The following is a 22,589-nucleotide window of genomic DNA, read 5'->3' on the forward strand; positions in this document are numbered from 1 at the left end:
AATTTGTATAAAATGGTAAAGAGAATTGTAGCCAACATACAAACAGATCATTTAGCTGATGCAGATCGCTTTTATAAAGATATTTTGGGTCTCGAAATCCTGATGGATCATGGCTGGATCAAGACTTTCGGAAACTATGAAGAAGCGCAGGTTCAGGTAAGTTTTGCCACCCAGGGCGGAAATGATACGGAGGTTCCGCTACTTTCGATGGAAGTTGATCATGTAGATGAACTCTACGAAAAAATGCAGCAGGCCGGTTTTGAAATCACTTACGGGATCACCAATGAAGATTGGGGAGTACGAAGGTTTTTTGTAAAAGATCCGTTTGGAAATTTAATCAATATACTCTCGCATCAATAGCTTGTTTGTCAGCAGAAATTATCATTTTCACTATAGAATTTTATTATGAAAGCAACACGGATTATTCCTATTCTCAGAATCTTCGACTATCAAAAAGCCGTAGAGTTTTATGTGGACTGGTTAGGATTTAAAATAGTATGGGAACATTATTTTGAAGAAAATACCCCTGTTTACATGGAAGTGGAAAAAGGAGATATAGTTTTTCACTTAAGTGAACATCACGGAGACGGAACCCCCGGAAGCCGGGTATTTATTTGGGGGCAGGAAGTTGCGGAATACCATAAAGAGCTCCTGGATAAGAAGTATAAATACAATCGTCCCGGATTGGAGAAAACATTTTATGGAGCAGTTTCATTTACTGTAGACGACCCTTTTGGAAATAAAATAATCTTCAATGAAGAATTTGACGAAAAGAAGCATCAGAATCTGGAATTCTTTTCAATACACTAATAAATTTATCAATAGGGACGGGCTTCAGCCCGTTCTAAAAAAATAATCTTCCTGTGGCTTTAGCCAAAAACTTAATCAAACAGATGATCCTAATCATCAAAAGATAATAATACGATAACTACCTTTGTAGAATGAAACGTTCAGGAACAGCAGATCTGCCTTTACATTACGGAAAAGTCCCGCCGTGGCTTTACGAACGTATGTCTGTGCTCGGGCTTTCCATGATTGAAGTGATCCTGATGGATTACGGAAAAGATGAGGTTCTCCGTAGGCTTGCAGATCCGTTCTGGTTCCAGAGTTTTGGAGCTGTGATGGGCATGGACTGGCATTCCTCAGGGATTACAACTTCTGTCATGGGCGCTTTGAAACGGTCCATTAATCCCAATTCAAAATCACTGGGACTTTATATCTGTGGTGGAAAGGGTAAATTCTCACGAGAAACTCCGTCAGAGCTTCTTCAGATTGCTGATAAAACAGGCCTGAATGGCCATGAACTTGTAAGAGCCAGTAAACTTTCTGCAAAAGTAGACAATACGGCTATTCAGGATGGTTACCAGCTCTATCTCCATAATTTTATTTTGGCAGACAACGGAAGCTGGAGTGTAGTGCAGCAGGGAATGCATGAAACTGATGGTACTGCAAGGCGGTATCACTGGCATTCAGGGAATATCAAATCATTTATAGAAGAGCCGCACACAGGAATCAATGGTATCTCACGAGGAAGAATCCTCAATCTTACGGATGCCCATGCCTCAGAAAACCGCCAGGGAATTCTGGATATTTCCCATACTGATTCTATTGATGTAATGAAAGATTTTTCAAGATTAATTCTTCCGGCTCATCATGATGTGCAGGCTTCAGATGTTGATTTAAAACGCCTTGGAGCACTCTTATATGTGACCCGTGAGCAGCAGCCTCAGAATTTTGAAGACCTTTTAATGCTGGAAGGAGTAGGACCCAGAACTATGCAGTCTTTAGCATTAGTGAGTGAAGTTATTCACGGTGCACCTTCAAGATTTGCCGATCCGGCGAGGTTTTCTTTTGCTCATGGCGGAAAAGACGGACATCCTTTCCCGGTTCCTACCAAAACTTATGACGAAAGCATCAGTATTCTCAAAAAAGGAATTGAAAAATCAAAACTTGGAAACTCCGACAAGCTGAATACTTTAAACAAACTGCATCAGATTGTTGCAGCCACTGAAAAAGATTTTACTCCCGATTTTGATATCCAGCAGGTGATAGAGGAAGAAAGACAGAATTCATGGCGCTTTGGAGGGAAAACAGTATTCGGGGACGCACAACCACCTAAAAATCCAAAACCGATCCAGCTTTCTTTGTTCTGATATTAAAGGTCAGCAGAGGTAATTAAAAAACTGTTTAATTATTTAGAAAGAATAAAAACAATTGATAACAATACAGTAAAATGGGGTTCTTTTTATGCATTCCATCAATTTGTTTAATTTTTTATATTCAGGATTCAATTAAAAATTATATTTTTAAAGCTTTAAAAAAGCAATAACTCTATGATCAGCAAAGCCTTAGAGATCTGTTACGATTTCCCGTTTTTTCTTCAGGAAGAGCTTGACGAAATATTCCAGGCTCATGAAAAAGTTTCGTTCCAGAAAGGAGATAGTATTCTTGAAGAAGGAAAGACGGCTAATGAATATTATATCCTGGAAAAAGGCTTAGCTCGTTCCTACGTGAACGACTTTAGCGGGAATGAAGTAACCACACATTTTTTTGCTGATAACGAGATCATTATTGAGGTATTGTCGATTTTTCAGAGAATTCCAACCCAGGAAAATATCATTTGTATTACAGACTGTGAATGCTGGAAATTTGATTATGAGACATTTCAGGAGCTTTTCCATAAAATCCCCAATCTCAGAGAATGGGGAAGAGCATGGATGTCAAAAGAGCTTTTTGTCTATAAACAGCGCTCTGTAGAAATGTTTACTCTTTCCGCTACCAGGCGTTATCTTAATCTTTTGGAGCAGAAACCCCAGGTGGTACAGTTTGCTCCTCTCAAACAAATTGCATCCTATCTGGGCGTAACAGACACTTCCTTAAGCCGTATCCGCAAAGAAATTGTATCCCATTCGAAGAAAAATTAAATCTTGTCTTATGGCAAGTTGATTTTCATCAAGGCTTGGTAATTTTGGTTAAAAGATTAACACAAAAATTACTATTATGAAAGCCAATCAAATTTATGTCAACCTTCCGGTAAAAGATGTACAGAAAACAAAAGAATTCTGGACCAGGCTCGGATTTGCGATTAATGAGCAATTTTCAGATGACAAAGCAGTCTGCGTAGTGATGAAGGAAGATAACATTTACGTCATGTTCCTGACAGAGGAATACTTCCAGACTTTTTCCGAAAGACCGGTTCCGAAAGGCGATACAACACAGGTTCTTGTTGCTATTGCTCTGGACAGCCGTGAAGAAGTTGATCAGGTAGTGAATACAGCCCTGGAAAATGGAGCTTCGCAGCACGAAGAACCCCAGGATTACGGATGGATGTATCAAAACTCTTTTTGGGACTTAAATGGTCATGGCTGGAACATAACGTTTGCCGATGTTTCTCAGATGCCAACTGAGTAAAGATCAAAGATTATTCACAATGAAATCTTGCCGCTATGGAAACAAAATCAAACGACATTGAAATAGTGAAAGTCCAGGTATTCAGCAATTACAAAGTCATTTCAATGAATACCGAAGGCATTACCCATGAAGAAGCTATGATCTTCCCAAATGGTGAAGCCAACTGCCTGAACTGGGTTCTGGGGCATTTAATTTACATAAGGAATGCATTTCTGAATACCCTTGGAGAAGAATCTGTCTGGGACAACAATAAATTTTCCTGCTACAACAGGGGAGAGATACCGCTCGAAAGAAAAGATGAGCTAGTAGGTTTTGAAGAATTAAAATCCTATCTGCAAAAATCCCAGGACAAGCTTGAAGCAAAACTCATCAGTATTGAAAAGTTTAATCCTGAAACAATTAATGATATTGCTATCTTTTGTCTTCACGAAATTTATCATAGCGGACAGTTGGGATATCTCAGAAGAATCTTAGGAAAACCCGGTGCTGTAAAATAGCCACGCTTAGAATTTTAAAAAAACTGTAGAAGAACTCTATATTCCTTACAAAAGACACCAATCACTAAAAATTAAAGAATGGACACACCAAAATCAAAAAAAATGGAGCTCGTTATTCCGGCTTACAGAATGCACTCTCAAAGCTTTCTCAATGTTTTGGACGGCATTTCGGAAGAAGATGCTTTGAAAAGAATTGAAGGAAAAACCAACCATATCGTCTGGATGGCAGGAAACTTTGTCAATATGCGCTATGGCCTGGGTTGGGTTTTAGGACTCAGAGACGAAGATCCTCACAGTGATCTCTTCTTTCAGGGAAAGGCTCTGGATGAAAATTACAACTATCCGGGCTTGGATGAACTGGAGAAAAATTTTCACGATATTTCGCCAAAAGTATACCAGAAGCTTTTGGAAGTTACGGATGAAGAGCTGGATGAAATCTTTGAGATCGGGATGAATATTCCTTTTATCCGTGAAACCAAACTCAATTTCGTAGGAATGTGTATCGGCCGTGAAGACTATTTATGTGGGCAAATAGGTCTTATGAGAAAAATTCTGGATTATCCGGGCATGAAATACGAGGTAGATGAAAATCTAAAGTATTAATCAATGGAACCTAAAGAAAAAGGCTATAAACAGGTCAACGGAATCTGTATGTACTACGAGATTTATGGTTCCGGAAAACCTTTAGTACTCATTCATGGCGGAGGATCTTCCATTCTGTTTGATTTTAAAGAAATAATTTCCAGGCTTGAAACCCAGTTTCAGCTCATAGGTATTGATCTGCAGAATCACGGAATGACCGATCATCGTGACATTCCCGAAACCTTTGAACAGGATGCCCATGATGTAGCAGCTCTTTTAAAGGAACTTCATATCGGAAAAGCTTCATTCTGGGGGTTCAGCAACGGTGGAAGCACGGTGATGCAGATTGCGCATCTTTATCCTGAAATAACCGAAAAGATCATTATTGCATCTGCATTCTACAAAAGAGGCGGTATGATGGACGGTTTTTTCGAAAGCATGGCAGAAGCTACTCTCGAATCTATGCCGGAACCTCTTAAGATCAATTTCCTTAACCTGAATCCTGATTTTTCAAAACTTGAAAACCTGTTTGAGAAAGACAGCAAAAGGATGCAGACTTTTGAGGACTGGGATGAGAAAGTCCTGACATCTATAAAAGCTCCTGCCTTATTCATAAGTGGAGACAAAGATGTGATGAAACCTGAACATGTAGTGGAAATGTGGCGTCTGGTCCCCGAATCCGAACTGATGATCCTTCCGGCAGGCCACGGATCCTACATGATGGCAGATTTCGAAGGAAACACAGATTCCAATCTTATAAACTTTACAGTAAGTGAAGTAACAAAATTTTTAAACCATTAAGGCTATATGATGATAGCTCTTAATATTCTTAAAAGCTTAATCAAACTTAATGGTTTAACTTAAAACTTAATTTAATTAACAATAACATTTAAAAATCAGAAATCATGGCTAAATTAAATCCGTACTTAAATTTTGACGGGAAAGCAGAAGAAGCTTTCAACTTTTACAAATCTGTTTTCGGAGGAGAATTCCGTGGAGAGGTTTTCAAAATGGGCAATGCCCCGGGAACCGAAAACTTATCAGACGAAGAAAAAAACAGGGTGATGCATATTGCGTTGCCTATCGGAGATGACCTTCTTATGGCTTCGGATATTGTTCCAAGCTTCGGGCAGAGCCTTAACGTAGGAAATAATAATTATGTATCCATTTTCCCGGAATCCAAAGAAGAAGCTGACAGACTGTTCAAAGGCCTTTCTGAAGGTGGAAATATAGAAATGCCGATTGAAGACCAGTTTTGGGGAGACTATTTCGGTAGTTTCCAGGATAAATATGGAGTTCATTGGATGGTGAACTATAATGAAGAATCTGCAAAATAGTCTTATATTTAACTAAATTTATTGAGGGCAGTTCAAACCCGGACTGCCTTTTTATTTAATTAAAAAAAATAAAACAATGGATCCTATTAAGATAGATATCACAATTTTAGCCCCGGTAGAAAAAGTCTGGAATTATTTTAATGAGCCACAACATATTACAAAATGGAATTTTGCCGATGAATCCTGGCAGTGTCCCAGTTCCGAAAACGACTTAAGAGTAGGAGGGAAATTTAAAACCAGAATGGAAGCAAAAGACAAAAGTTTCGGTTTTGAGTTTGAAGGAATCTATGATGAAGTGGTTACGAATTCCACGATTAAATATCATTTGGAAGACGGCCGGAAAGTTGAGGTTATTTTTGATAAGATAGACGAAAATACCACAAAAGTTACCGAAATTTTTGACCCCGAAAAACAGAATTCTGTGGAAATGCAGCGGAATGGCTGGTATGCTATTCTCAATAATTTTCACAAGTATGTTGAAAATCACTAAAACACTTAACTTCAGTCATGATAAATCTGGTCATAATGGCAAAATGTTTAAGCTCCATTTGTGCTGTTAATCATGTTGTTAAAAATAATAATTTCCTGTCTGGCATTATTGCAGTACCGGCAAGAAGAGCTTTGGAAAGAGAAAAAATCGATTCTCTCGAAAAACTTTCGGGCTATTCTGAAGAAGAGATCATGAACCTTCATGGTTTCGGAAGAAATGCTATGGAAAGACTGAAAAACCATATGGAAGAACATCAGATTTCTTTCAGGAACTGATTATTAAAAAAATACCGGATCTTTCATTGCAGCCTTTGCCAGCGATGATCAATAAACTATATTTTCACTCCTAAATTTAATAGTATGAATAACGATATTTTTCCATGTCTCTGGTTCGACGCAGAATCAAAGGAAGCAGCAGAATTTTATTGTGAAGTATTTAACGGAAAAATCACCGCTGATACTCCCGTAGTCATGAACATTGATCTCTTTGGGCAGAAATTGATGCTGCTGAACGGTGGGCCTCATTTTAAAAAGAATCCTTCAGTTTCCTTCATGGTAATTTGTAAAACAGAAAACGAAGTACAGCAATATTGGGACAAACTTGTAGAAGAAGGAATTGCTCTCATGGCACTCGATTCCTATTCCTGGAGTAAGAAATACGGCTGGGTGCAGGACAAATACGGCGTTACCTGGCAGCTGTTTTTAGGAGATAAGCCAGAAGATCAGAAAATTATCCCTACGCTGATGTTTATCCATCAAAATAACGGAAAGGCAAGAGAAGCAATGGAGTTTTACACCAAAACATTCCCCAATTCGAGCATTGGAAATATCCTGAAATATGGTGATGGTGGAGAAGGACATCCTATATCCGAACCGGTAGAAAATATACAGCATGCCCATTTTATTATTGACGGTTACAGCTTCTTCTGTATGGATAATTCTTATGACCATCAGTTTGATTTTAATGAAGGAATTTCTATTGTAATCATGACGGATGACCAGGAACAGACAGACTATCTATGGAATACCCTTATTTCAGATGGCGGAAGAGAAAGCATGTGCGGGTGGCTGAAAGACAGATATGGCCTCAGCTGGCAGATTGTTCCGAAAAAGCTCATTCAGCTGATGAACGACTCCGATCAGTCAAAATCACAAAAAGTAGTACAGGCCATGATGAAGATGCAGAAGATTGTTATAAAAGACCTGGAAGAGGCTTATAATTCGTAAAAGAAACAACGGATTTCTCTGTTTCTCCATTTGAATTTCAGCTTTCGGCTTGCCGTTTGATGTGGTTTTACAAAAAGATTTGCTTATGAAAACACAGAACAGATCACAATCTAAATCAAAAGTTCCCAAAGAAGGAATCTTTCCGGAGATCATCCGGAATGATTACCGGGGAAGCCGTAAACTTCAAGGAAAAAAAGCTGTTATTTCAGGCGGAGATAGTGGGATAGGACAGGCTGTAGCCGTTCATTTTGCAAGAGAGGGAGCAGACGTCGCAATTATTTATAAAGAAAGCGATGACGATGCCAAAGAAACAAGAAAGCTTGTTGAAAAAGAAGGACAGCAATGCATCCTCATCAAGGGAGATCTTACCAAAAAAGCTTTCAGAACAAAATGCGTGGAAAAGATAAAAAAGGACTGGAAGGATCTGGATATCCTCGTTAATAATGCAGGAATTCATACCTCAAAAAACAGTCTTGAAAAAATCTCCGATGAGCAAATCCAGGAAACTTTTAATACCAATATCATCTCCATGATTTCTTTTACAAGAGATTTTCTACCGTTAATTAGTGAAGGAGGTCGTATTATTTGTACTACGTCGGTTACAGCATACAGGGGTAGTGATCATCTGATTGATTATGCAGCTACAAAAGGAGCTATTTTATCCTTTATACGCTCCCTTTCAACCAATCTTGCTGAAAAAAAAATCTTAGTCAACGGAATTGCTCCCGGGCCAATATGGACACCTCTTGTAAAAGAAACCTTTGATGATCTGTCAACATTTGGAAAAGATACACCTCTGAAACGGGCAGGACAACCATCAGAAGTAGCTCCGGCTTACGTTTTTCTTGCCTCCAAAGATGCAGATTATATTACAGGAGAAGTTATCCATATCAATGGCGGTGATTTTGTGGGAGGCTGATTGAAAATAGAAACAAGAAGTTAGAAGTTAGAAGTTAGAAGTTAGAAAAATGTGACATCTACGATCTAAAATCTAATGTTTAAAAAACTAACTTCTAATTTCTAACCATCTAACATCTAATAAAAAAACAATGCAGAAATTATTTTTTGAGATTCAAATCGATGCGCCCCCTGAAAAAGTTTGGGACGTGCTTTGGAGTGATATGACATACAGGCAATGGACAACAGCATTTACAGAAGGTTCCTTCTATATGGGAACTTTTGAAGAAGGAAGTATTATTAAATTTTTTGATCCGGATAATAACGGAATGTTCAGCCGGGTTGAAAAAAATATACCCAATGAAGAAATGAAATTTCTGCACCTTGGAGAAATTTATGGCGGTGTGGAAACTGAACAGGATTGGGGTGAAGCCACAGAAGGCTATATTTTAGAAGAAACCCCAACAGGAACAATACTGAAAATTGAAATTCAGACACCCGAGGAATTTAAAAGCTTTTTTGAAGAAAAATTTCCAAATGCTTTGGGAATTGTGAAAAACCTTTCAGAAAATCAATTGTAATATCAACCACAAAAATATAAAATATGGAAACCTTATCCTACGAACTTGTAATCGACGCTCCATCACAGAAAGTCTGGGACGTTCTTTGGAATCCGGATACTTATACCGAATGGACAAAATTTTTCGGTTCCGGATCCAAAATGAAATCTGACTGGAAAGTAGGCGGAAAAACCTACTTCGTGAATGCAGAAGGTGCAGGAATGGTATCAACCATTGATAGCCTGGATGAGCCTAACCAGATTGTTTTTAAACATCTGGGAATGGTAGATAAAGAAGGAAATGAAGACACCCAAAGCAAAGAAGTAATGGAGTGGAGCGGCTGTTTTGAAAAATACATTCTTATTGATCTGGAAGGGAAAACGAAGCTTCATGTTGAAGTACAGGTTGAAAAAGAATGGAAAGATGATATGGACAAAGGATTCACGCAGGGGCTGGAAGTTGTAAAAAATCTTGCTGAAAACAAATAATTTGTTCCTGGTATAAAAAGAAAAACCACATAGTTTTCATCTATGTGGTTTTATTCATGCAGGACGGTACAGTATTGTAAAATTTCTTCTATCTTTTAGTACAGTAAATAAAATAAAAAAACATGAAATTATTAACGATCCTTTTCGCAACATTTATTCTTGCTTTGGTAGGAACTTATATATTTCAGGGAAAGCCGGATTTTTTATTCTCCGGGAATCTGGGTATGGCTGTATTTATTATCTTCACAGGATTTTCGCATTTTAAATTCCAGAAAGGAATGGCTATGATGATTCCCGATTTTGTTCCCGGTAAAATGTTTTGGGTGTATTTTACAGGAGTCCTTGAAATTGCTGCGGGAATTGGTCTGATGATTCCTTCAATAAGAGAAATAACGACTATACTGCTGATTATCTTTTATATTTTGGTTTTTATCGCTAATATCAATTCTTCAAGAAAAAAAATCAATATTTTCAAAGCGGACTATACCGGGCCGGGCATGAAATACCTTTACACCCAAAGAATCCCAATGCAGCTTATCCTGATTGCTTGGACCTGGTATTTTGGAATTTACCTACATTAGAAGTGAACTATTATTATTTTTAAATCTTTTTTCATAAAATTTCGTAATGTATGTAACATTTTGCGGGTAATACTGTCATATTATATATAAGATTTTTATTAATTTAAGATCTGGCTAGGCAATTTAACATCCAAAATATGAATTATGAATATTAATACTAAAATTTTTGGTGCGGCTCAAGTCGTACTGTCAGCAATTATGATTAATGCACAGACCTCAACGGCAAAACTGCCGGGCGATCCTACGCTTCCATCCACTAAAGCAAATCTTGAGAAACTGATTTCTTATGATAAGGGAAACTTCAAATATAAAGTAGAAGATTACTTTGCAAGACCCAGTGCTTCACAGTTTAAAATATCTCCGGATGGGCAGTATCTCTCTTATAAAGAAAAAGATAAGGACAAAAAGAACCATGTCTATGTAAAAGAATTGAAAACAGGCAAAATCACTAAAGCGATTGTTGAAAAAGATGACCTTATCAAGAGCTATGGCTGGCTGGATAAAAAACGCCTTTTCTTTACCCAGGATAAAGGAGGGAATGAAAATATCCATCTTTACGCAGCAGATATTGACGGAAAAAACCTTAAAGACCTGACTCCTTTCGATGGGATTACGCTGGGAACTGTTAAGCTGATAAAAGATACGGAATTTGTTGTGGTGACTATGAATAAAAACAACAAACAGATCTTTGAACCCTATAAGATCAATTTCAACACGGGAGAAATGACCCAGCTGTATGAAAATAAAGATGTTAACAGCCCTATTGATGATTATATTTTTGATAAAGACGGGAACCTCAGAGGATATACCGTCCTTGAAAATGGGCTAACGACCAAGACTTACTATAAAGATTTGCAGACTGGGAAATTTAACCTGCTTAAATCCACAGACTGGAAGGATACTTTCAGCATCATAGGACTTAATGATAATTCCAAAAATAAGGATGAAGCTTATGTTGTGACCAATCTGGACAGTGATAAGTCCAGGATTGTACTGTATGACCTTAAGAAGAATGCAGTGATCAGAGAAGTATATTCCAATCCTGTCTTTGATGTAAGCTCCATAAGCGTTGCCGGCAAAAACAGGAATTATGAACTCGATTACGTAAGCTATGACGGGATCAAAAGTGAAACCGTTCCGGTAAGCCAGTTTTATAAAGAAATTGATGCTAAGCTGAAATCTGAATTTAAAGACAAACAGTTTTCTATCGTTTCTTCAGATGATAATAATGATAAACTTTTGGTATATGTAGGAAGCGACAAATTCTATGGCGCCTATTACGAATACGATACAAAAAGTAAAAAGATAAATCTTCTTTATAACCTGATGCCCCAGCTGAAAGAAGAAGATATGGCAGAAATGAGGCCTATCGAATTCAAAAGCAGGGACGGATTAACGATTCGTGGATATATAACCCTTCCAAAAGCTGCTCTTGAAGGTAAAAAAGTGCCTCTAATTGTCAATCCTCACGGCGGTCCGCAGGGAATCCGTGATGAATGGGGATTCAACCCGGAAACACAGCTCTTTGCCAGCAGAGGGTATGCAACGCTCCAGGTGAACTTTAGAATTTCCGGAGGCTACGGAAAAGAATTTCAGAAAGCAGGATACAAGCAGATCGGAAGAAAGGCAATGGATGATGTGGAGGATGGAGTGAAGTATGTCATTGAGCAGGGTTGGGTAGATAAAGATAAGATTGCGATCTATGGAGGAAGTCATGGTGGTTACGCTACGCTGATGGGGCTTATCAAAACTCCGGATCTTTATGCCTGTGGTGTGGATTACGTAGGAGTATCCAATATTTTTACCTTCTTCGACTCCTTCCCGGAATACTGGAAACCTTACAAAGAAATGGTAAAACAAATCTGGTATGATCTTGATAACCCTGAAGAAGCAAAAATTGCCAAAGAAGTTTCTCCGGTTTTCCAGATCGATAAAATTAAAAAACCTTTATTTGTGGTACAGGGGGCCAATGACCCAAGAGTCAACATCAATGAGTCTGACCAAATTGTAAAAGCAATGCGTGCAAAAGGCTTTGAAGTTCCATACCTGGTAAAATATGATGAAGGGCACGGATTTGGAAAAGAGCCAAACAGACTGGAGCTGTATAAATATATGCTGGGCTTCTTTGCAGAGAATTTCAACAAAAAATAAAATTTCATTTTTATAACGATAGAGACGGAGAGTGTAATGCTTTCCGTTTTTTTTAGATAGACTCAAGAAGAGCCAAGAGCCAAGAGCCAAGAGCCAAGAATCAAGAGCCAAGAGTCAAGATGCGAGATATCAGATATGAGATTGAGGTTGAAGTTAAGATTAAAGAGTGATTATTTACAATTCAAATACTCAAAAGTCTTAATCCATCAACTCGCAACTGAAATCGCGGATCATATTCCTTTCATCTTCTACTCTAAAACTCTCTTACCCCAAACTCACAAACCCGCATCCAGAAACAAAATCCCAACAGTCAATAATTTTTTTTAAATTTATTAAAGTAAAATCAAAAGGCAGATCGTCATAGCAATATGGAGGTTGTCGAAGAAATAACAATGCCACAAGAGGAGAAAGCAAGCATCATCTCACAAACCGTTTCAAAGTACGGAGGAAAACTGATGTCTTATATTCGTCCGAAAGTGAAAAACACAGAAGATGCGGAAGATATTCTGCAGGAAGTGTGGTTTCAGTTCAGCAGTCTGACCAATCTTTCCGAGATTGTGAATGTAGGCGGCTGGCTGTATAGGGTGACTGCTAATAAAATCACCGACCGTTACCGCAAAAAGAAAACTGAAAATCTTGAAGATTTTGTCTATGAAGATGAAGACGGAAGTTTTTCTATCAAAGATATCTTATTGCTGGACGAGAGTGCAGGCCCCGAAGTTAAAATGTTCCAGGACGAAATCTGGAAAAAGCTTTTCGAAGCATTGGACGAGCTTCCCGAGAAACAACGGTTGGTTTACGTAGAAAACGAACTGAACGACAAAACCCTCCAGCAGATAGCCGATGAACAGGGCGAAAATATTAAAACCATTATCAGTAGGAAAAACTATGCTGTAAAGCATTTAAGAAACAGACTGAGAAAATTATACGAAGATTTAAATAGTTAGTAAAGAAGAAAATTATGAATCATAAACACAAAAAAGGCTGGATTTTTTTACTCTTATGTCCGCCATTGATCTTAATTACTGTTACATTTATTGTGATGTGGCTTTGGAACTGTCTGCTTCCTGAGATCCTGGGGGTAAAATCCATTACATTCTGGCAGGCAATGGGGATTCTTATCTTAAGTAAGATTCTTTTTGGAGGATTTCATTTCGGAAAAGGAGTGAGAGACTTTAAAGAAAGGAAAATGAGAGAGAAAATGGCTGGACTATCTCCTGAAGAACGGGAAAAATTTAAAGAAGTATGGAAAAACAGATGTTCAGGAGGATTCTTCAACAGAAATAACGGATAATTTAAAATTTAAGAAGTAGTAAAGTAAAATTGAAATTCATCCGTCTCTATAAAAAACAAGAAGTAGTAAAATTTAAAATTTTGAAAAAATGAAAAATTCAGCATTAAAAGGAGTTCTGGGAGCATTAGCCGTTGTAGGAGTGGCATTAGTTGCCAAAAAAGCAATACAAAGAAAAAGATTTATAAAAGGTATTTTCAGCGAATACGGAATCAAAGAAAAATCGCCTTTCGGCTTGGCAGATAAGATCAGAGAAATGAACGAAGAACAGTATCAGGAACTGAAAGGGAAATTCAAAAAAGAATTCGCTTCAAGATGCTGCAAAACAGGACATAAGAACAATACTGCAGAAGCTTAAGCAGTAAATAACTAAATTGAAATTGTTAATTCCGGCGCGGGAAGCTTTGCTTCCCGCGCCGGAATTTTTTATTGTCATTGCGAGCGAAGCGAAGCAATCTCAAAATACAGATGACTTCAAGGGCTTCAGCCACCAGAAAAGCACAGCATATTTAGAATCTTTTGCTAATTGAGACGCCTTTGCGAGCTTAAAAACATCAAATGTTCAAAAAATCTTTGTGGTCTTTGCATTAAAAGAGATTGCTTCGCTTCGCTCGCAATGACACTGTGAAATTTTATTATGGAAACAAAACGAGACCTTACATCATTATTTTTCATCAAATAGCCCTCTGTATTTTCAATAAGGAAAAAAATAAATTCCTATTTTTGTGTAGCTCAATGAAAGACTACTACTATTTTCTCGGGATTTCTCCGGATGCTTCAGAAGAAGACATCAAAAAGGCTTATAGAAAATTATCTTTAAAATATCATCCGGACAAGAATGATAATGATGATTTCTTTGCCGGGCGTTTCCGTGAAATTCAGGAAGCGTATGAAATATTGAGTGATTCAGGAAAGAGACGTACCTATGATCAGAATTTAGAGAGTCATCAGAAGAGTTTCAGATACAATACTCCGCCTTCTATCAAAACTTTTACGTCCAATAAAATTCATGCAAAAAAAGGGGAGGAGATTATCATTAACTGGCAGACGAATAATGCCGATGTGGTAAAAATACTGCCTTTCGGCCTGGAAAAACCTTTTGGAGAACGGATTTTTAAGATTACGGAATTTAAAGACGGAAAATTCCAGCTTTTGCTTCATGCGACAAATTCTTTGCTTCACAAAACTGCGGTACAGGGAATTACGATTACTGAAGTCTTTGAGAATGATGCTGCTCAGTTTAAAAACAGTGTTGAGGAAATGTTTAAGCCTCAGCCAAGAACACCAATCAACAGAACAGGCCAGCCAAAGATCATGATGCTGATCTGGGGAATTCTTATTTTGGCGGCAGCAATATATTTCCTGTTCAGAAATTTTGGCTAGTTTAAGCCATCTTTTTCCTTCCCGGGCACTTTTTACATCTTTTTCCCTTTTTAAATTTCTTACAACATGATTTCTTTTCACAGAACATGTCTTCATTATTGAATGAGTATACTGGCGATAAAGGCGGTACTTTAAATGGGATAATCATATTCATACTGCAAATATATTAATTTAGAATAAATATAATTAATAAAATTTTATAAATCTTATCACCCCTGTTTATCAGTGTGTTTATGAGGTATCCAATACCGGATTTTAGAATGAAAGCATAGTTTTTGGGTCCAAAAAATTACCTGAAAATAATAATCAGTATAAACAAAAAACTAAAATTTAGACTGAATAAAATTTAAATACAAGTTTTAAACTGATTTATTTTTTGCACGGTCAGTTTAACAAAACCTTATATTAAAACTTAAAAAGTTGAGCTTTTAAATTTTATGTAATAAATAGTTTTTATATCGTTTCTTTTTTTAACTGATCCGGAATTTTCCCTATTATTTCGGCAATTTCAGACTCTTGTACAATCGTTTAAAAAATTGTAATTTTACGAATCTTTTTTACGAACAAAATCTAATAAATAAAAATGAATACAGAACAGTTTGTGAGCCGTCACATTTCCCTTAATGAAGCCGATAAACAGGCGATGTTGGAAAAATTGGGCGTTTCAAGTATTGAAGAACTAATTTCTCAGACCATTCCTTCTTCTATCCGTTTAGAGAAAGATCTTGAGATCTCGGCACCGCTTTCAGAATACGAAATGCTGAACCATTCGAAAGATTTGGCATCGAAGAATACTGATTATACGAGCTACATTGGTTTTGGATATCACAATACCCTTTTACCATCAGCTATTCAGAGAAATATCTTTGAAAACCCAAGCTGGTACACGGCGTATACTCCTTATCAGGCGGAAATCGCCCAGGGAAGACTGGAAGCGCTTCTGAATTTCCAGACCGTAGTGTGCGATCTTACAGGCTTTGAACTGGCTAATGCCTCTCTTTTAGATGAGTCTACAGCGGCTGCCGAGGCGATGCACATGTTCTTTAACAACAGAACGAAGGACCAGAAAAAAGCGAATGCCAACAAATTCTTCGTTTCCGATCTTGTTTTACCTCAAACCGTTTCTGTTTTAAAAACCAAAGCAGAAGGTTTAGCCATCGAAATCGTGGAAGGTGATCATAAAACTCACCAGTTTGATGAAACTTATTATGGTGTTTTATTACAGTATCCAGGTAAAAACGGAATCGTTCTGGATTACACAGAAGATATCGTAGACTATAAAAAATTAGATCTGCAGGTAGTGGTAGCTTGTGATCCGATGGCTTTGGTTAAATTAAAGTCACCGGCTTCTATGGGAGCTGACTGTGCGGTTGGAACTTCACAGAGATTTGGTATTCCATTAGGGTACGGAGGTCCTCACGCAGCATTTTTCTCTTGCAGAGAAGATTATAAAAGAGATATTCCGGGAAGAATCATCGGGGTTTCTCAGGATATGTATGGAAAACGTGCACTGAGAATGGCGCTTCAGACCAGAGAGCAGCACATCAAAAGAGAAAGAGCCACTTCCAATATCTGTACAGCACAGGTACTTCTTGCGGTAATGGCAGGAATGTATGCAGTTTATCACGGTCCGAAAGGATTAAACTACATTGCTGATCAGATCCACTTTAAAGCCAATGCTTTGAAGAACGGTCTTAAAGCGTTAGGATATCAAACCGTTGAAGAGCCAATCTTCGATACTGTGAAAATCACAATGAGCGAAGATGAAAAAGGAAGGTTAATGAGAATGATGCTTGATCACAGACTTAATCTGAACTATTTCACAGAAGGAGTGGTAAGTATTGCGATCAATGAAAGTACAACATTGGAGAAATTAAATTATCTGATGGCTTCTTTTGCTCAGTTTAAAGACAAGCAGACTTTCAAATTAGAAATTAAAGAAGGATACAGCATTCCTGAAGAATTTTTGAGAAAAGATGAAATTCTTACAGAACAGGTATTCAATAAATACCATACGGAAACAGAACTGATGCGTTACATCAAACGTCTTGAAAGAAAAGACCTGTCATTAACGCATTCAATGATCTCTCTTGGATCTTGTACCATGAAACTGAACGCAGCGACTCAGATGCTTCCGCTTTCCTGGGCAGATTGGGGAAGTGTTCACCCGTTTGTACCGGTAGATCAGGCCGGAGGTTACCAGGAAATGATCAAAGAACTTGAAAAAGATCTTGCTGAAATTACTGGTTTCGCAGGAACTTCATTACAACCAAACTCCGGAGCTCAGGGAGAGTATGCGGGATTAATGGTGATCAGAGAATATCACATTTCAAGAGGTGAAGGCCACAGAAATGTAGTACTGATCCCTCAGTCTGCACACGGAACAAACCCAGCTTCTGCAGCAATGGCGGGAATGAAAATTGTTGTCGTTAAAAATCTTGAAAGCGGACAAATTGATTTTGAAGATTTAAAAGCTAAAACAGAACAGCATTCTGAGAACTTATCTTGTGTAATGATCACTTATCCGTCAACATACGGATTCTTTGATGACAATATTAAAGAAATTACAAGCCTGATCCACGAACATGGCGGACAGGTATATATGGATGGTGCCAATATGAACGCTCAGGTAGGATTCACAAGTCCTGGAAACATTGGAGCAGATGTTTGTCACCTGAACTTACACAAAACTTTCGCAATTCCTCACGGTGGCGGAGGTCCTGGAGTAGGTCCGATCTGTGTGGCCAAGCACCTGGTTCCTTTCCTTCCTTCCAATGCCAATATCAAAATCGGTTCTAAAGATGCGATCGACGGTATTTCTGCAGCACCTTACGGTTCAGGTCTTATTCTTAACATTTCTTATTCTTACATTAAGATGTTAGGGACGGATGGACTGAAAAAAGCAACAGGCCATGCCATCATGAATGCGAATTATCTGAAAGAGATATTAGCAGAGCATTTCCCGATCTTATATTCAAACGAGAATGGAAGAGTGGCTCACGAATGTATCGTAGATTTCCGTCAGTTCAAATCTTTAGGAATTGAAGTAGCTGATGTGGCGAAGAGACTTATGGATTATGGATTCCATGCACCTACCGTTTCTTTCCCTGTAGCAGGAACATTAATGATAGAGCCTACAGAATCTGAAAGCAAGTCTGAAATCGACCGTTTTGCAGAGGCATTAATCTCAATCAAAAAAGAGATTGATGAGATTGCCAACGGAGAAGCAGATCAGGCAAATAACGTGCTTAAAAACGCTCCTCATACAGAACAATTGGTTATCTCAGATTCTTGGGATAAACCATACAGCAGAGAAAAGGCAGCTTATCCGCTGGAATGGGTAAGAGACCACAAATTCTTTGCTTCCGTATCCAGAGTGGATGAAGCTTATGGAGACAGAAACTTAGTATGTACTTGTGAGCCGATTGAAGCTTATATGTAATTAATTATTATAGTAAAGATAAAAGCACCCGTTTGATTTTCAAACGGGTGCTTTTTTTATTATTTATCTGCTACCTTCTTCGGGAGCTGTAGGCTACAAGAAGTGCTACAGCCATGGTTCCAAAAGTTACCATTGAAACTGTTTTAATTGATGCTTCACTATCGTTTACCTGTGATGTACTGTGATCTTTATCACACGAAGACAAGAATACTACTGTCATGAATAGACAGCCCGAGAATAATTTTTTAATCATATAGGTGTATTTGTTTGGTTTTAAAGATTTTATGATCAAAAAAGATACCAATTAGTCTATTTAAATAATAATTCTGTATGTGATAAATAGTAAATATTAGATTGTATTGTATCAATATAAAACGGGAGAAATATGGATAATTATACTATTGATTTAAATCGTGGGTATTGTTCCTCCGTCAATAATGTATTCGGTTCCTGTGAGATAATCAGCTCTTGGTGAGACCAGGAATCCTATGAGTTCAACTACTTCTTCAGGTTTTGCGGTCTTACGTAAGGAATTCCTCCCAGTGCATCCATTATATTCAGCTGAAAGAACTGGAAGAACACGAACTGGTTTCAAAAATCATTTACGCCCAGCTTCCGCCCAAAGTAGAGTATTATCTTACGGACTTTGGAAAGACACTGATTCCTGTTATTTCTGCACTGGGAAATTGGGGAGATCAGCATGAAGAGCGGCTACGGAAGGTTATTTTGAAGAGATAGGTGAGTGGTAATGATTTACCGTGGAAATTGAACAAGGTTGCTAAACTATGTTAGCTTACTGTTTTTCTTCATTATTTCTGCCCGCTTTTTCACAGGCTTTATTTATCCTGTCATGGATAACCTCAAGATTGTAGAGGATGTCTCCTTTCATGGCTGTGTGATTTCTCTGGCTTCCAGTTTTTTAATTAAAGCTGATTTTACCGATGTCAAAGCATGATCTTTCGCTTCAGCAAAAGAAATATTGTACTTACGGTGTATATTTTTCAGGTCTTCCGGGAATTTTGACAGGAGATCATCATAAAAAGTATCGAGAAATTCAGCGGAAGGCATTTCATAGCTGATTTTCAGCTGAAAGCGCCTCAGTAAGGCAGTATCAATGATTTCTGCGTGATTTGTAGCACAGATTAAAAGAGCATTTTCAGGATAATAATCGATCAGCTGGATCAACGTGTTCACCAGTCTTCTCATTTCGCCTACATCCTTATCGTCGCTCCCTCTTGCTTTCCCAATCTGGTCCAGTTCGTCCAGAAAAAGGACAGATCTTTCCCTCGCCGCTTTATCAAAGATCATTTTAATATTCTGGGAAGTTTCCCCGATTCGGGACGAAACGATATTGCTCAGGTTTAAAATCAGGATATTTTTACCCAAAGCATTGGCAACGGCTTTGGCGGTCATGGTTTTTCCGCATCCGGAATTTCCCTGCAGGAGGATTTTATTATTTACCGGAAGACCATATTCCTGCAGCTCTTTTACATAAGTATGTTCTTTAATGAGCTGTACCAGCTGAGCTCTGTTGTCGTTGCCGAGAAATACGTCATTGAGGGTTACCTCCTCTTTATCCTGAATGATGAGATTATACAGATTCATGCTATAATTTAAAAATAATTTTTATCTGTACAAAGATAAAGCTTTATGGAATGATGAGTGAAGTCTGAATCAGAATTAGCAGGTAGTCCAGAGCAGGGAAGAGTAGAATATTCAATAAGAACGGGCTAAAGCCTGTTGGCCAGATATTACAAGAAAAGCCGGACTATTGGTTCGGCTTGACTATTTGGGATATATAAAATTTGCTATGAATTCAGTTGAAGGGATATGTTTTTTGGGCTCTTTTACTCCGGTGAGTAAAAGAGCAAATCTGACTATTCAGATTAAAAAACATAAACAATACAATTAATATAGATGTTCTATAAGCTTTCCTTAAATAGAACTTAGTTTCTTTCCTCTCTTTTTACTGTCATAAAGTAAGAAGCGAATACTACTACACATGTTGCGATACCGATGTAAGTTATCATTTTTTGTTTTATTTAATTATTTGACTTTATTTTATCAATTTTCTAATTGCAATATTACAGTTTTCAAATCACGTGCCAAAGCAAATAATTATGATGTATATCAGTATGTTAAGTGTATGAATTGTTAATTTTAACAAGCTTTTTGTTTACAAAAAATTAATATATTTTTATGAAATTATTGCTATATTTATTGTCTTATCTGTAAAAAATTAAAAAGTTGACAACTGTTTCAATGCTTCTATATTGGACTTGATAAAACAAAAAATTAAAAATGCTGTGCATAACATTCACTTTTCATTTGGGTTTTGAACGTCAGATTTTGGGAAATGGATGAATTATTATGTTAAGAAAATTTATTTTTCAGGAGTGAATTTTGTGCTTAAATTTTTAAAGCCTGACTAATTTTATGACAGACATTTGTAAATTTTGTCACATGTATTGGAAATAGTGACAGATTGAAACAATTACTGTCAGACATTTTTAAAGAGGATAAGTTTTCTTTTTGTAAATTGTTAATAATAAATACCCTGATAGATATTCACCAGCAAGGGATATTAAGAGAAGTATTTTCTTAGAGTATTTTTTCCTTCATACACATTAACCAGGGATATAATAAAAATGAAATAGAAGAAGTTAGATAACATTAATAATACGGAACAATAATGTTGATTTTATTGGTCAGTTTTCAACGTAAAGAAATAGCTTTTCCTTATTTTTGTAAAAAACAAGCCTGTATGGGACGCAGTTATATATTCCTTGCATTAGCGATCATATTTGAGATCATAGCAACAACTTTTCTTAAAAAATCTGAAGAGTTTTCAAAGCTTTGGCCTTCTGTAATTACGGTTATTGGATATGCTGCTGCATTTTATTTTCTGAGCCTGACCCTACGTCAGATCCCTGTCGGAATAACCTATGCAATTTGGTCCGGAGTGGGGATTGTCTTTATTACACTCATTGGTATTATTGCTTTTAAGCAGGTGCCGGATCTGCCTGCTATCATAGGAATTGCACTGATCGTGATTGGTGTGATTGTTATTAATGTATTTTCAAAAATGGGAACGCATTGATTTTTTAATTAAGATTTAAAGATTTCAGACATTAAATTGAGTATGGGTTTTAAATGGGTTTTAAAGCTGAGCTTAGGATAAAGTTCAGCATAGTCATTTAAGGGTTTAGTTTAAAACCGATTCAAAAATTCTGGTTTTGCTTTTCCAGGAACTCTTGAATGGTTTTCAGAAATTTGAAATTATTTTGCTCTCGGTTTTCCAAACGGATTATAAGATACCCCGATATTGAAATAAAATGAAGGTTTGTAGCTGGCTTCAAAAATATAATCTTTAAAAGATTCCTCCTTATCAAACACTCTTGCCTGCGGAACTGCCCTGATCCCGGTTTTTAAAGTTCCTATAAAATTACTGCCGAGATTATGTTCATAAATAGCCCCGGAATTGATTTCCAGCTGCCGGAATTCATAAGTTCTGGTATTCCGGTAAATATAAAATGATGTATTCTCCATTTCTGTTCCCAGGGAAATCCTGCCGTTGGCAAAAATATCCTTTCTGATCAGTAACTTTTTAGGAAGAAGAATATCCAGTACCCAACCGTTGTTGAATCTGTTTTCATAAGTAAATATCGGAAGTAAAGGAATCTGCGCGCTGGGATCAATAAACCCGGCCAGGCCCACCAGCATTTTTGTCTTTGGAGTAGCTTTTAAAACAACAGAAGCAGTCAGCATCCCTCTGATTCTTTCAAAATGCCGGTCGCTTCCGTCCACTGAAGCAGTGGCGGTATATATTGCTGTTTTATTGAGTAATTTTGTAAAATAACTCAGGTTGACCGCTTCGGAATGATAATGATAATCATTCTTTTTATCTGTTTCGGATAAAACCGGTGCTTCCGTATTGAATACTGTATAACGGTAATTCAGGGTAGTACTTAACAGCAGGTTTTTCTTTTTGATGAAATAAATATTGGCATTGGCTTTTAGCTGCTGGAAGCTTTTCACCTTGTTGTCAGGTAAATCCGCCCCTTGAAGTTTCGAAGAGAATTGATAAGGTGTAGTTACGGTATAATCAATATTAAAATCGCGGGTCTGTGGAAATTTATCAGCAAAAAATGCTCTTACTTTCAGCGGAATGCTGTCTCTTTTTTGGGCCGAAGCAATATTCTTTAAAGGAAGCATGGCAAGTGGAACAAAAACTTTTCTCAGTGTTTTCATAG

At 37.4% G+C, this 22,589-nt stretch carries 28 protein-coding genes; 24 read left to right on the plus strand and 4 right to left on the minus strand.

What is annotated here, in order from left to right; translation table 11 throughout:
• The first annotated feature begins 12 nt into the window (after positions 1 to 12).
• The 22 genes from DRF61_RS05790 to gcvP all read left to right on the plus strand — a co-directional run bounded on the left by DRF61_RS05790 (position 13) and on the right by gcvP (position 18,336).
• Complete coding sequence (locus DRF61_RS05790) at positions 13 to 360, plus strand: VOC family protein (RefSeq protein WP_111954963.1); 348 nt, start codon at positions 13 to 15, stop codon at positions 358 to 360.
• Between the two features lie 45 nt (positions 361 to 405).
• The gene (locus DRF61_RS05795; RefSeq protein WP_111954965.1) at positions 406 to 810 is read left to right on the plus strand and encodes a glyoxalase superfamily protein; all 405 of its coding nucleotides are present in this window, start codon (positions 406 to 408) and stop codon (positions 808 to 810) included.
• 131 nt (positions 811 to 941) lie between these two features.
• Entirely contained in the window at positions 942 to 2,153 is a 1,212-nt protein-coding gene (locus tag DRF61_RS05800; protein ID WP_111954967.1) for a DUF763 domain-containing protein, read from the plus strand.
• A gap of 180 nt (positions 2,154 to 2,333) precedes the next feature.
• On the plus strand, positions 2,334 to 2,924 hold the full coding sequence (locus DRF61_RS05805) for a Crp/Fnr family transcriptional regulator (RefSeq protein ID WP_111954969.1): 591 nt from the start codon (positions 2,334 to 2,336) through the stop codon (positions 2,922 to 2,924).
• Between the two features lie 76 nt (positions 2,925 to 3,000).
• Complete coding sequence (locus tag DRF61_RS05810; RefSeq protein WP_111954971.1) at positions 3,001 to 3,411, plus strand: VOC family protein; 411 nt, start codon at positions 3,001 to 3,003, stop codon at positions 3,409 to 3,411.
• A 35-nt stretch (positions 3,412 to 3,446) separates the two neighbouring features.
• Positions 3,447 to 3,908: a DinB family protein gene (locus tag DRF61_RS05815; RefSeq protein WP_111954973.1), complete on the plus strand. Its 462-nt coding sequence runs from the start codon at positions 3,447 to 3,449 to the stop codon at positions 3,906 to 3,908.
• Positions 3,909 to 3,986: 78 nt separating this feature from the next.
• A complete protein-coding gene (locus tag DRF61_RS05820) occupies positions 3,987 to 4,511 on the plus strand; it encodes a DinB family protein (RefSeq protein WP_111954975.1) in 525 nt (174 codons plus the stop codon).
• A gap of 3 nt (positions 4,512 to 4,514) precedes the next feature.
• Positions 4,515 to 5,291, plus strand: a complete 777-nt coding sequence (locus DRF61_RS05825) for an alpha/beta fold hydrolase (RefSeq protein ID WP_111954977.1) — start codon at positions 4,515 to 4,517, stop codon at positions 5,289 to 5,291.
• A gap of 104 nt (positions 5,292 to 5,395) precedes the next feature.
• Positions 5,396 to 5,827, plus strand: coding sequence for a VOC family protein (locus DRF61_RS05830; RefSeq protein WP_111954979.1), 432 nt, complete (start codon positions 5,396 to 5,398; stop codon positions 5,825 to 5,827).
• A gap of 76 nt (positions 5,828 to 5,903) precedes the next feature.
• Entirely contained in the window at positions 5,904 to 6,317 is a 414-nt protein-coding gene (locus tag DRF61_RS05835) for an SRPBCC family protein (protein ID WP_111954981.1), read from the plus strand.
• A 35-nt stretch (positions 6,318 to 6,352) separates the two neighbouring features.
• Complete coding sequence (locus DRF61_RS05840; RefSeq protein WP_223559217.1) at positions 6,353 to 6,592, plus strand: helix-hairpin-helix domain-containing protein; 240 nt, start codon at positions 6,353 to 6,355, stop codon at positions 6,590 to 6,592.
• 84 nt (positions 6,593 to 6,676) lie between these two features.
• Positions 6,677 to 7,543 (plus strand): VOC family protein, encoded by an 867-nt coding sequence (locus tag DRF61_RS05845; protein ID WP_111954985.1) that lies wholly within the window; start codon positions 6,677 to 6,679, stop codon positions 7,541 to 7,543.
• Positions 7,544 to 7,628: 85 nt separating this feature from the next.
• The gene (locus DRF61_RS05850; RefSeq protein WP_111955087.1) at positions 7,629 to 8,462 is read left to right on the plus strand and encodes an SDR family oxidoreductase; all 834 of its coding nucleotides are present in this window, start codon (positions 7,629 to 7,631) and stop codon (positions 8,460 to 8,462) included.
• Positions 8,463 to 8,592: 130 nt separating this feature from the next.
• Positions 8,593 to 9,021 (plus strand): SRPBCC family protein, encoded by a 429-nt coding sequence (locus tag DRF61_RS05855; protein ID WP_111954987.1) that lies wholly within the window; start codon positions 8,593 to 8,595, stop codon positions 9,019 to 9,021.
• A gap of 23 nt (positions 9,022 to 9,044) precedes the next feature.
• The gene (locus DRF61_RS05860) at positions 9,045 to 9,488 is read left to right on the plus strand and encodes an SRPBCC family protein (protein WP_111954989.1); all 444 of its coding nucleotides are present in this window, start codon (positions 9,045 to 9,047) and stop codon (positions 9,486 to 9,488) included.
• 122 nt (positions 9,489 to 9,610) lie between these two features.
• Entirely contained in the window at positions 9,611 to 10,069 is a 459-nt protein-coding gene (locus DRF61_RS05865; RefSeq protein ID WP_111954991.1) for a DoxX family protein, read from the plus strand.
• A gap of 144 nt (positions 10,070 to 10,213) precedes the next feature.
• Complete coding sequence (locus DRF61_RS05870; protein WP_111954993.1) at positions 10,214 to 12,220, plus strand: S9 family peptidase; 2,007 nt, start codon at positions 10,214 to 10,216, stop codon at positions 12,218 to 12,220.
• Positions 12,221 to 12,588: 368 nt separating this feature from the next.
• Positions 12,589 to 13,167, plus strand: coding sequence for an RNA polymerase sigma factor (locus tag DRF61_RS05875; RefSeq protein WP_040994467.1), 579 nt, complete (start codon positions 12,589 to 12,591; stop codon positions 13,165 to 13,167).
• 14 nt (positions 13,168 to 13,181) lie between these two features.
• Complete coding sequence (locus DRF61_RS05880) at positions 13,182 to 13,514, plus strand: hypothetical protein (protein WP_111954995.1); 333 nt, start codon at positions 13,182 to 13,184, stop codon at positions 13,512 to 13,514.
• 88 nt (positions 13,515 to 13,602) lie between these two features.
• Positions 13,603 to 13,869, plus strand: coding sequence for a hypothetical protein (locus tag DRF61_RS05885; protein ID WP_111954997.1), 267 nt, complete (start codon positions 13,603 to 13,605; stop codon positions 13,867 to 13,869).
• Between the two features lie 377 nt (positions 13,870 to 14,246).
• Positions 14,247 to 14,894: a J domain-containing protein gene (locus DRF61_RS05890; protein WP_111954999.1), complete on the plus strand. Its 648-nt coding sequence runs from the start codon at positions 14,247 to 14,249 to the stop codon at positions 14,892 to 14,894.
• A gap of 583 nt (positions 14,895 to 15,477) precedes the next feature.
• Entirely contained in the window at positions 15,478 to 18,336 is a 2,859-nt protein-coding gene (gcvP, locus tag DRF61_RS05895) for an aminomethyl-transferring glycine dehydrogenase (protein ID WP_111955001.1), read from the plus strand.
• 70 nt (positions 18,337 to 18,406) lie between these two features.
• On the opposite strand, the gene DRF61_RS05900 is transcribed toward gcvP, so the two are convergent.
• Both DRF61_RS05900 and DRF61_RS05905 read right to left on the minus strand, forming a co-directional pair.
• A complete protein-coding gene (locus DRF61_RS05900; protein WP_223559225.1) occupies positions 18,407 to 18,556 on the minus strand; it encodes a hypothetical protein in 150 nt (49 codons plus the stop codon).
• A gap of 186 nt (positions 18,557 to 18,742) precedes the next feature.
• Positions 18,743 to 18,931 carry an SDR family oxidoreductase gene (locus DRF61_RS05905; RefSeq protein WP_111955089.1) on the minus strand — a complete coding sequence of 63 codons (189 nt, stop codon included), beginning with the start codon at positions 18,929 to 18,931 and terminating at the stop codon, positions 18,743 to 18,745.
• Here DRF61_RS05905 and DRF61_RS05910 point away from each other — a divergent pair.
• A complete protein-coding gene (locus DRF61_RS05910) occupies positions 18,850 to 19,074 on the plus strand; it encodes a winged helix-turn-helix transcriptional regulator (RefSeq protein WP_111955005.1) in 225 nt (74 codons plus the stop codon). The two genes, DRF61_RS05905 and DRF61_RS05910, sit on opposite strands and share 82 nt — an antisense overlap.
• Before the next feature lie 147 nt (positions 19,075 to 19,221).
• Here DRF61_RS05910 and DRF61_RS05915 read toward each other — a convergent pair whose 3' ends face one another.
• Positions 19,222 to 19,941, minus strand: coding sequence for an AAA family ATPase (locus DRF61_RS05915; protein ID WP_111955007.1), 720 nt, complete (start codon positions 19,939 to 19,941; stop codon positions 19,222 to 19,224).
• A gap of 1,159 nt (positions 19,942 to 21,100) precedes the next feature.
• Here DRF61_RS05915 and DRF61_RS05920 point away from each other — a divergent pair.
• Entirely contained in the window at positions 21,101 to 21,436 is a 336-nt protein-coding gene (locus DRF61_RS05920; protein WP_111955009.1) for a DMT family transporter, read from the plus strand.
• A 179-nt stretch (positions 21,437 to 21,615) separates the two neighbouring features.
• Here the strand turns inward: DRF61_RS05920 and DRF61_RS05925 are convergent, their stop codons facing one another.
• A complete protein-coding gene (locus DRF61_RS05925; RefSeq protein ID WP_111955011.1) occupies positions 21,616 to 22,587 on the minus strand; it encodes a DUF6268 family outer membrane beta-barrel protein in 972 nt (323 codons plus the stop codon).
• Between the last annotated feature and the right edge of the window lie 2 nt (positions 22,588 to 22,589).

This window comes from Chryseobacterium lathyri (assembly GCF_003290185.1).
Lineage (GTDB): Bacteria > Bacteroidota > Bacteroidia > Flavobacteriales > Weeksellaceae > Chryseobacterium > Chryseobacterium lathyri.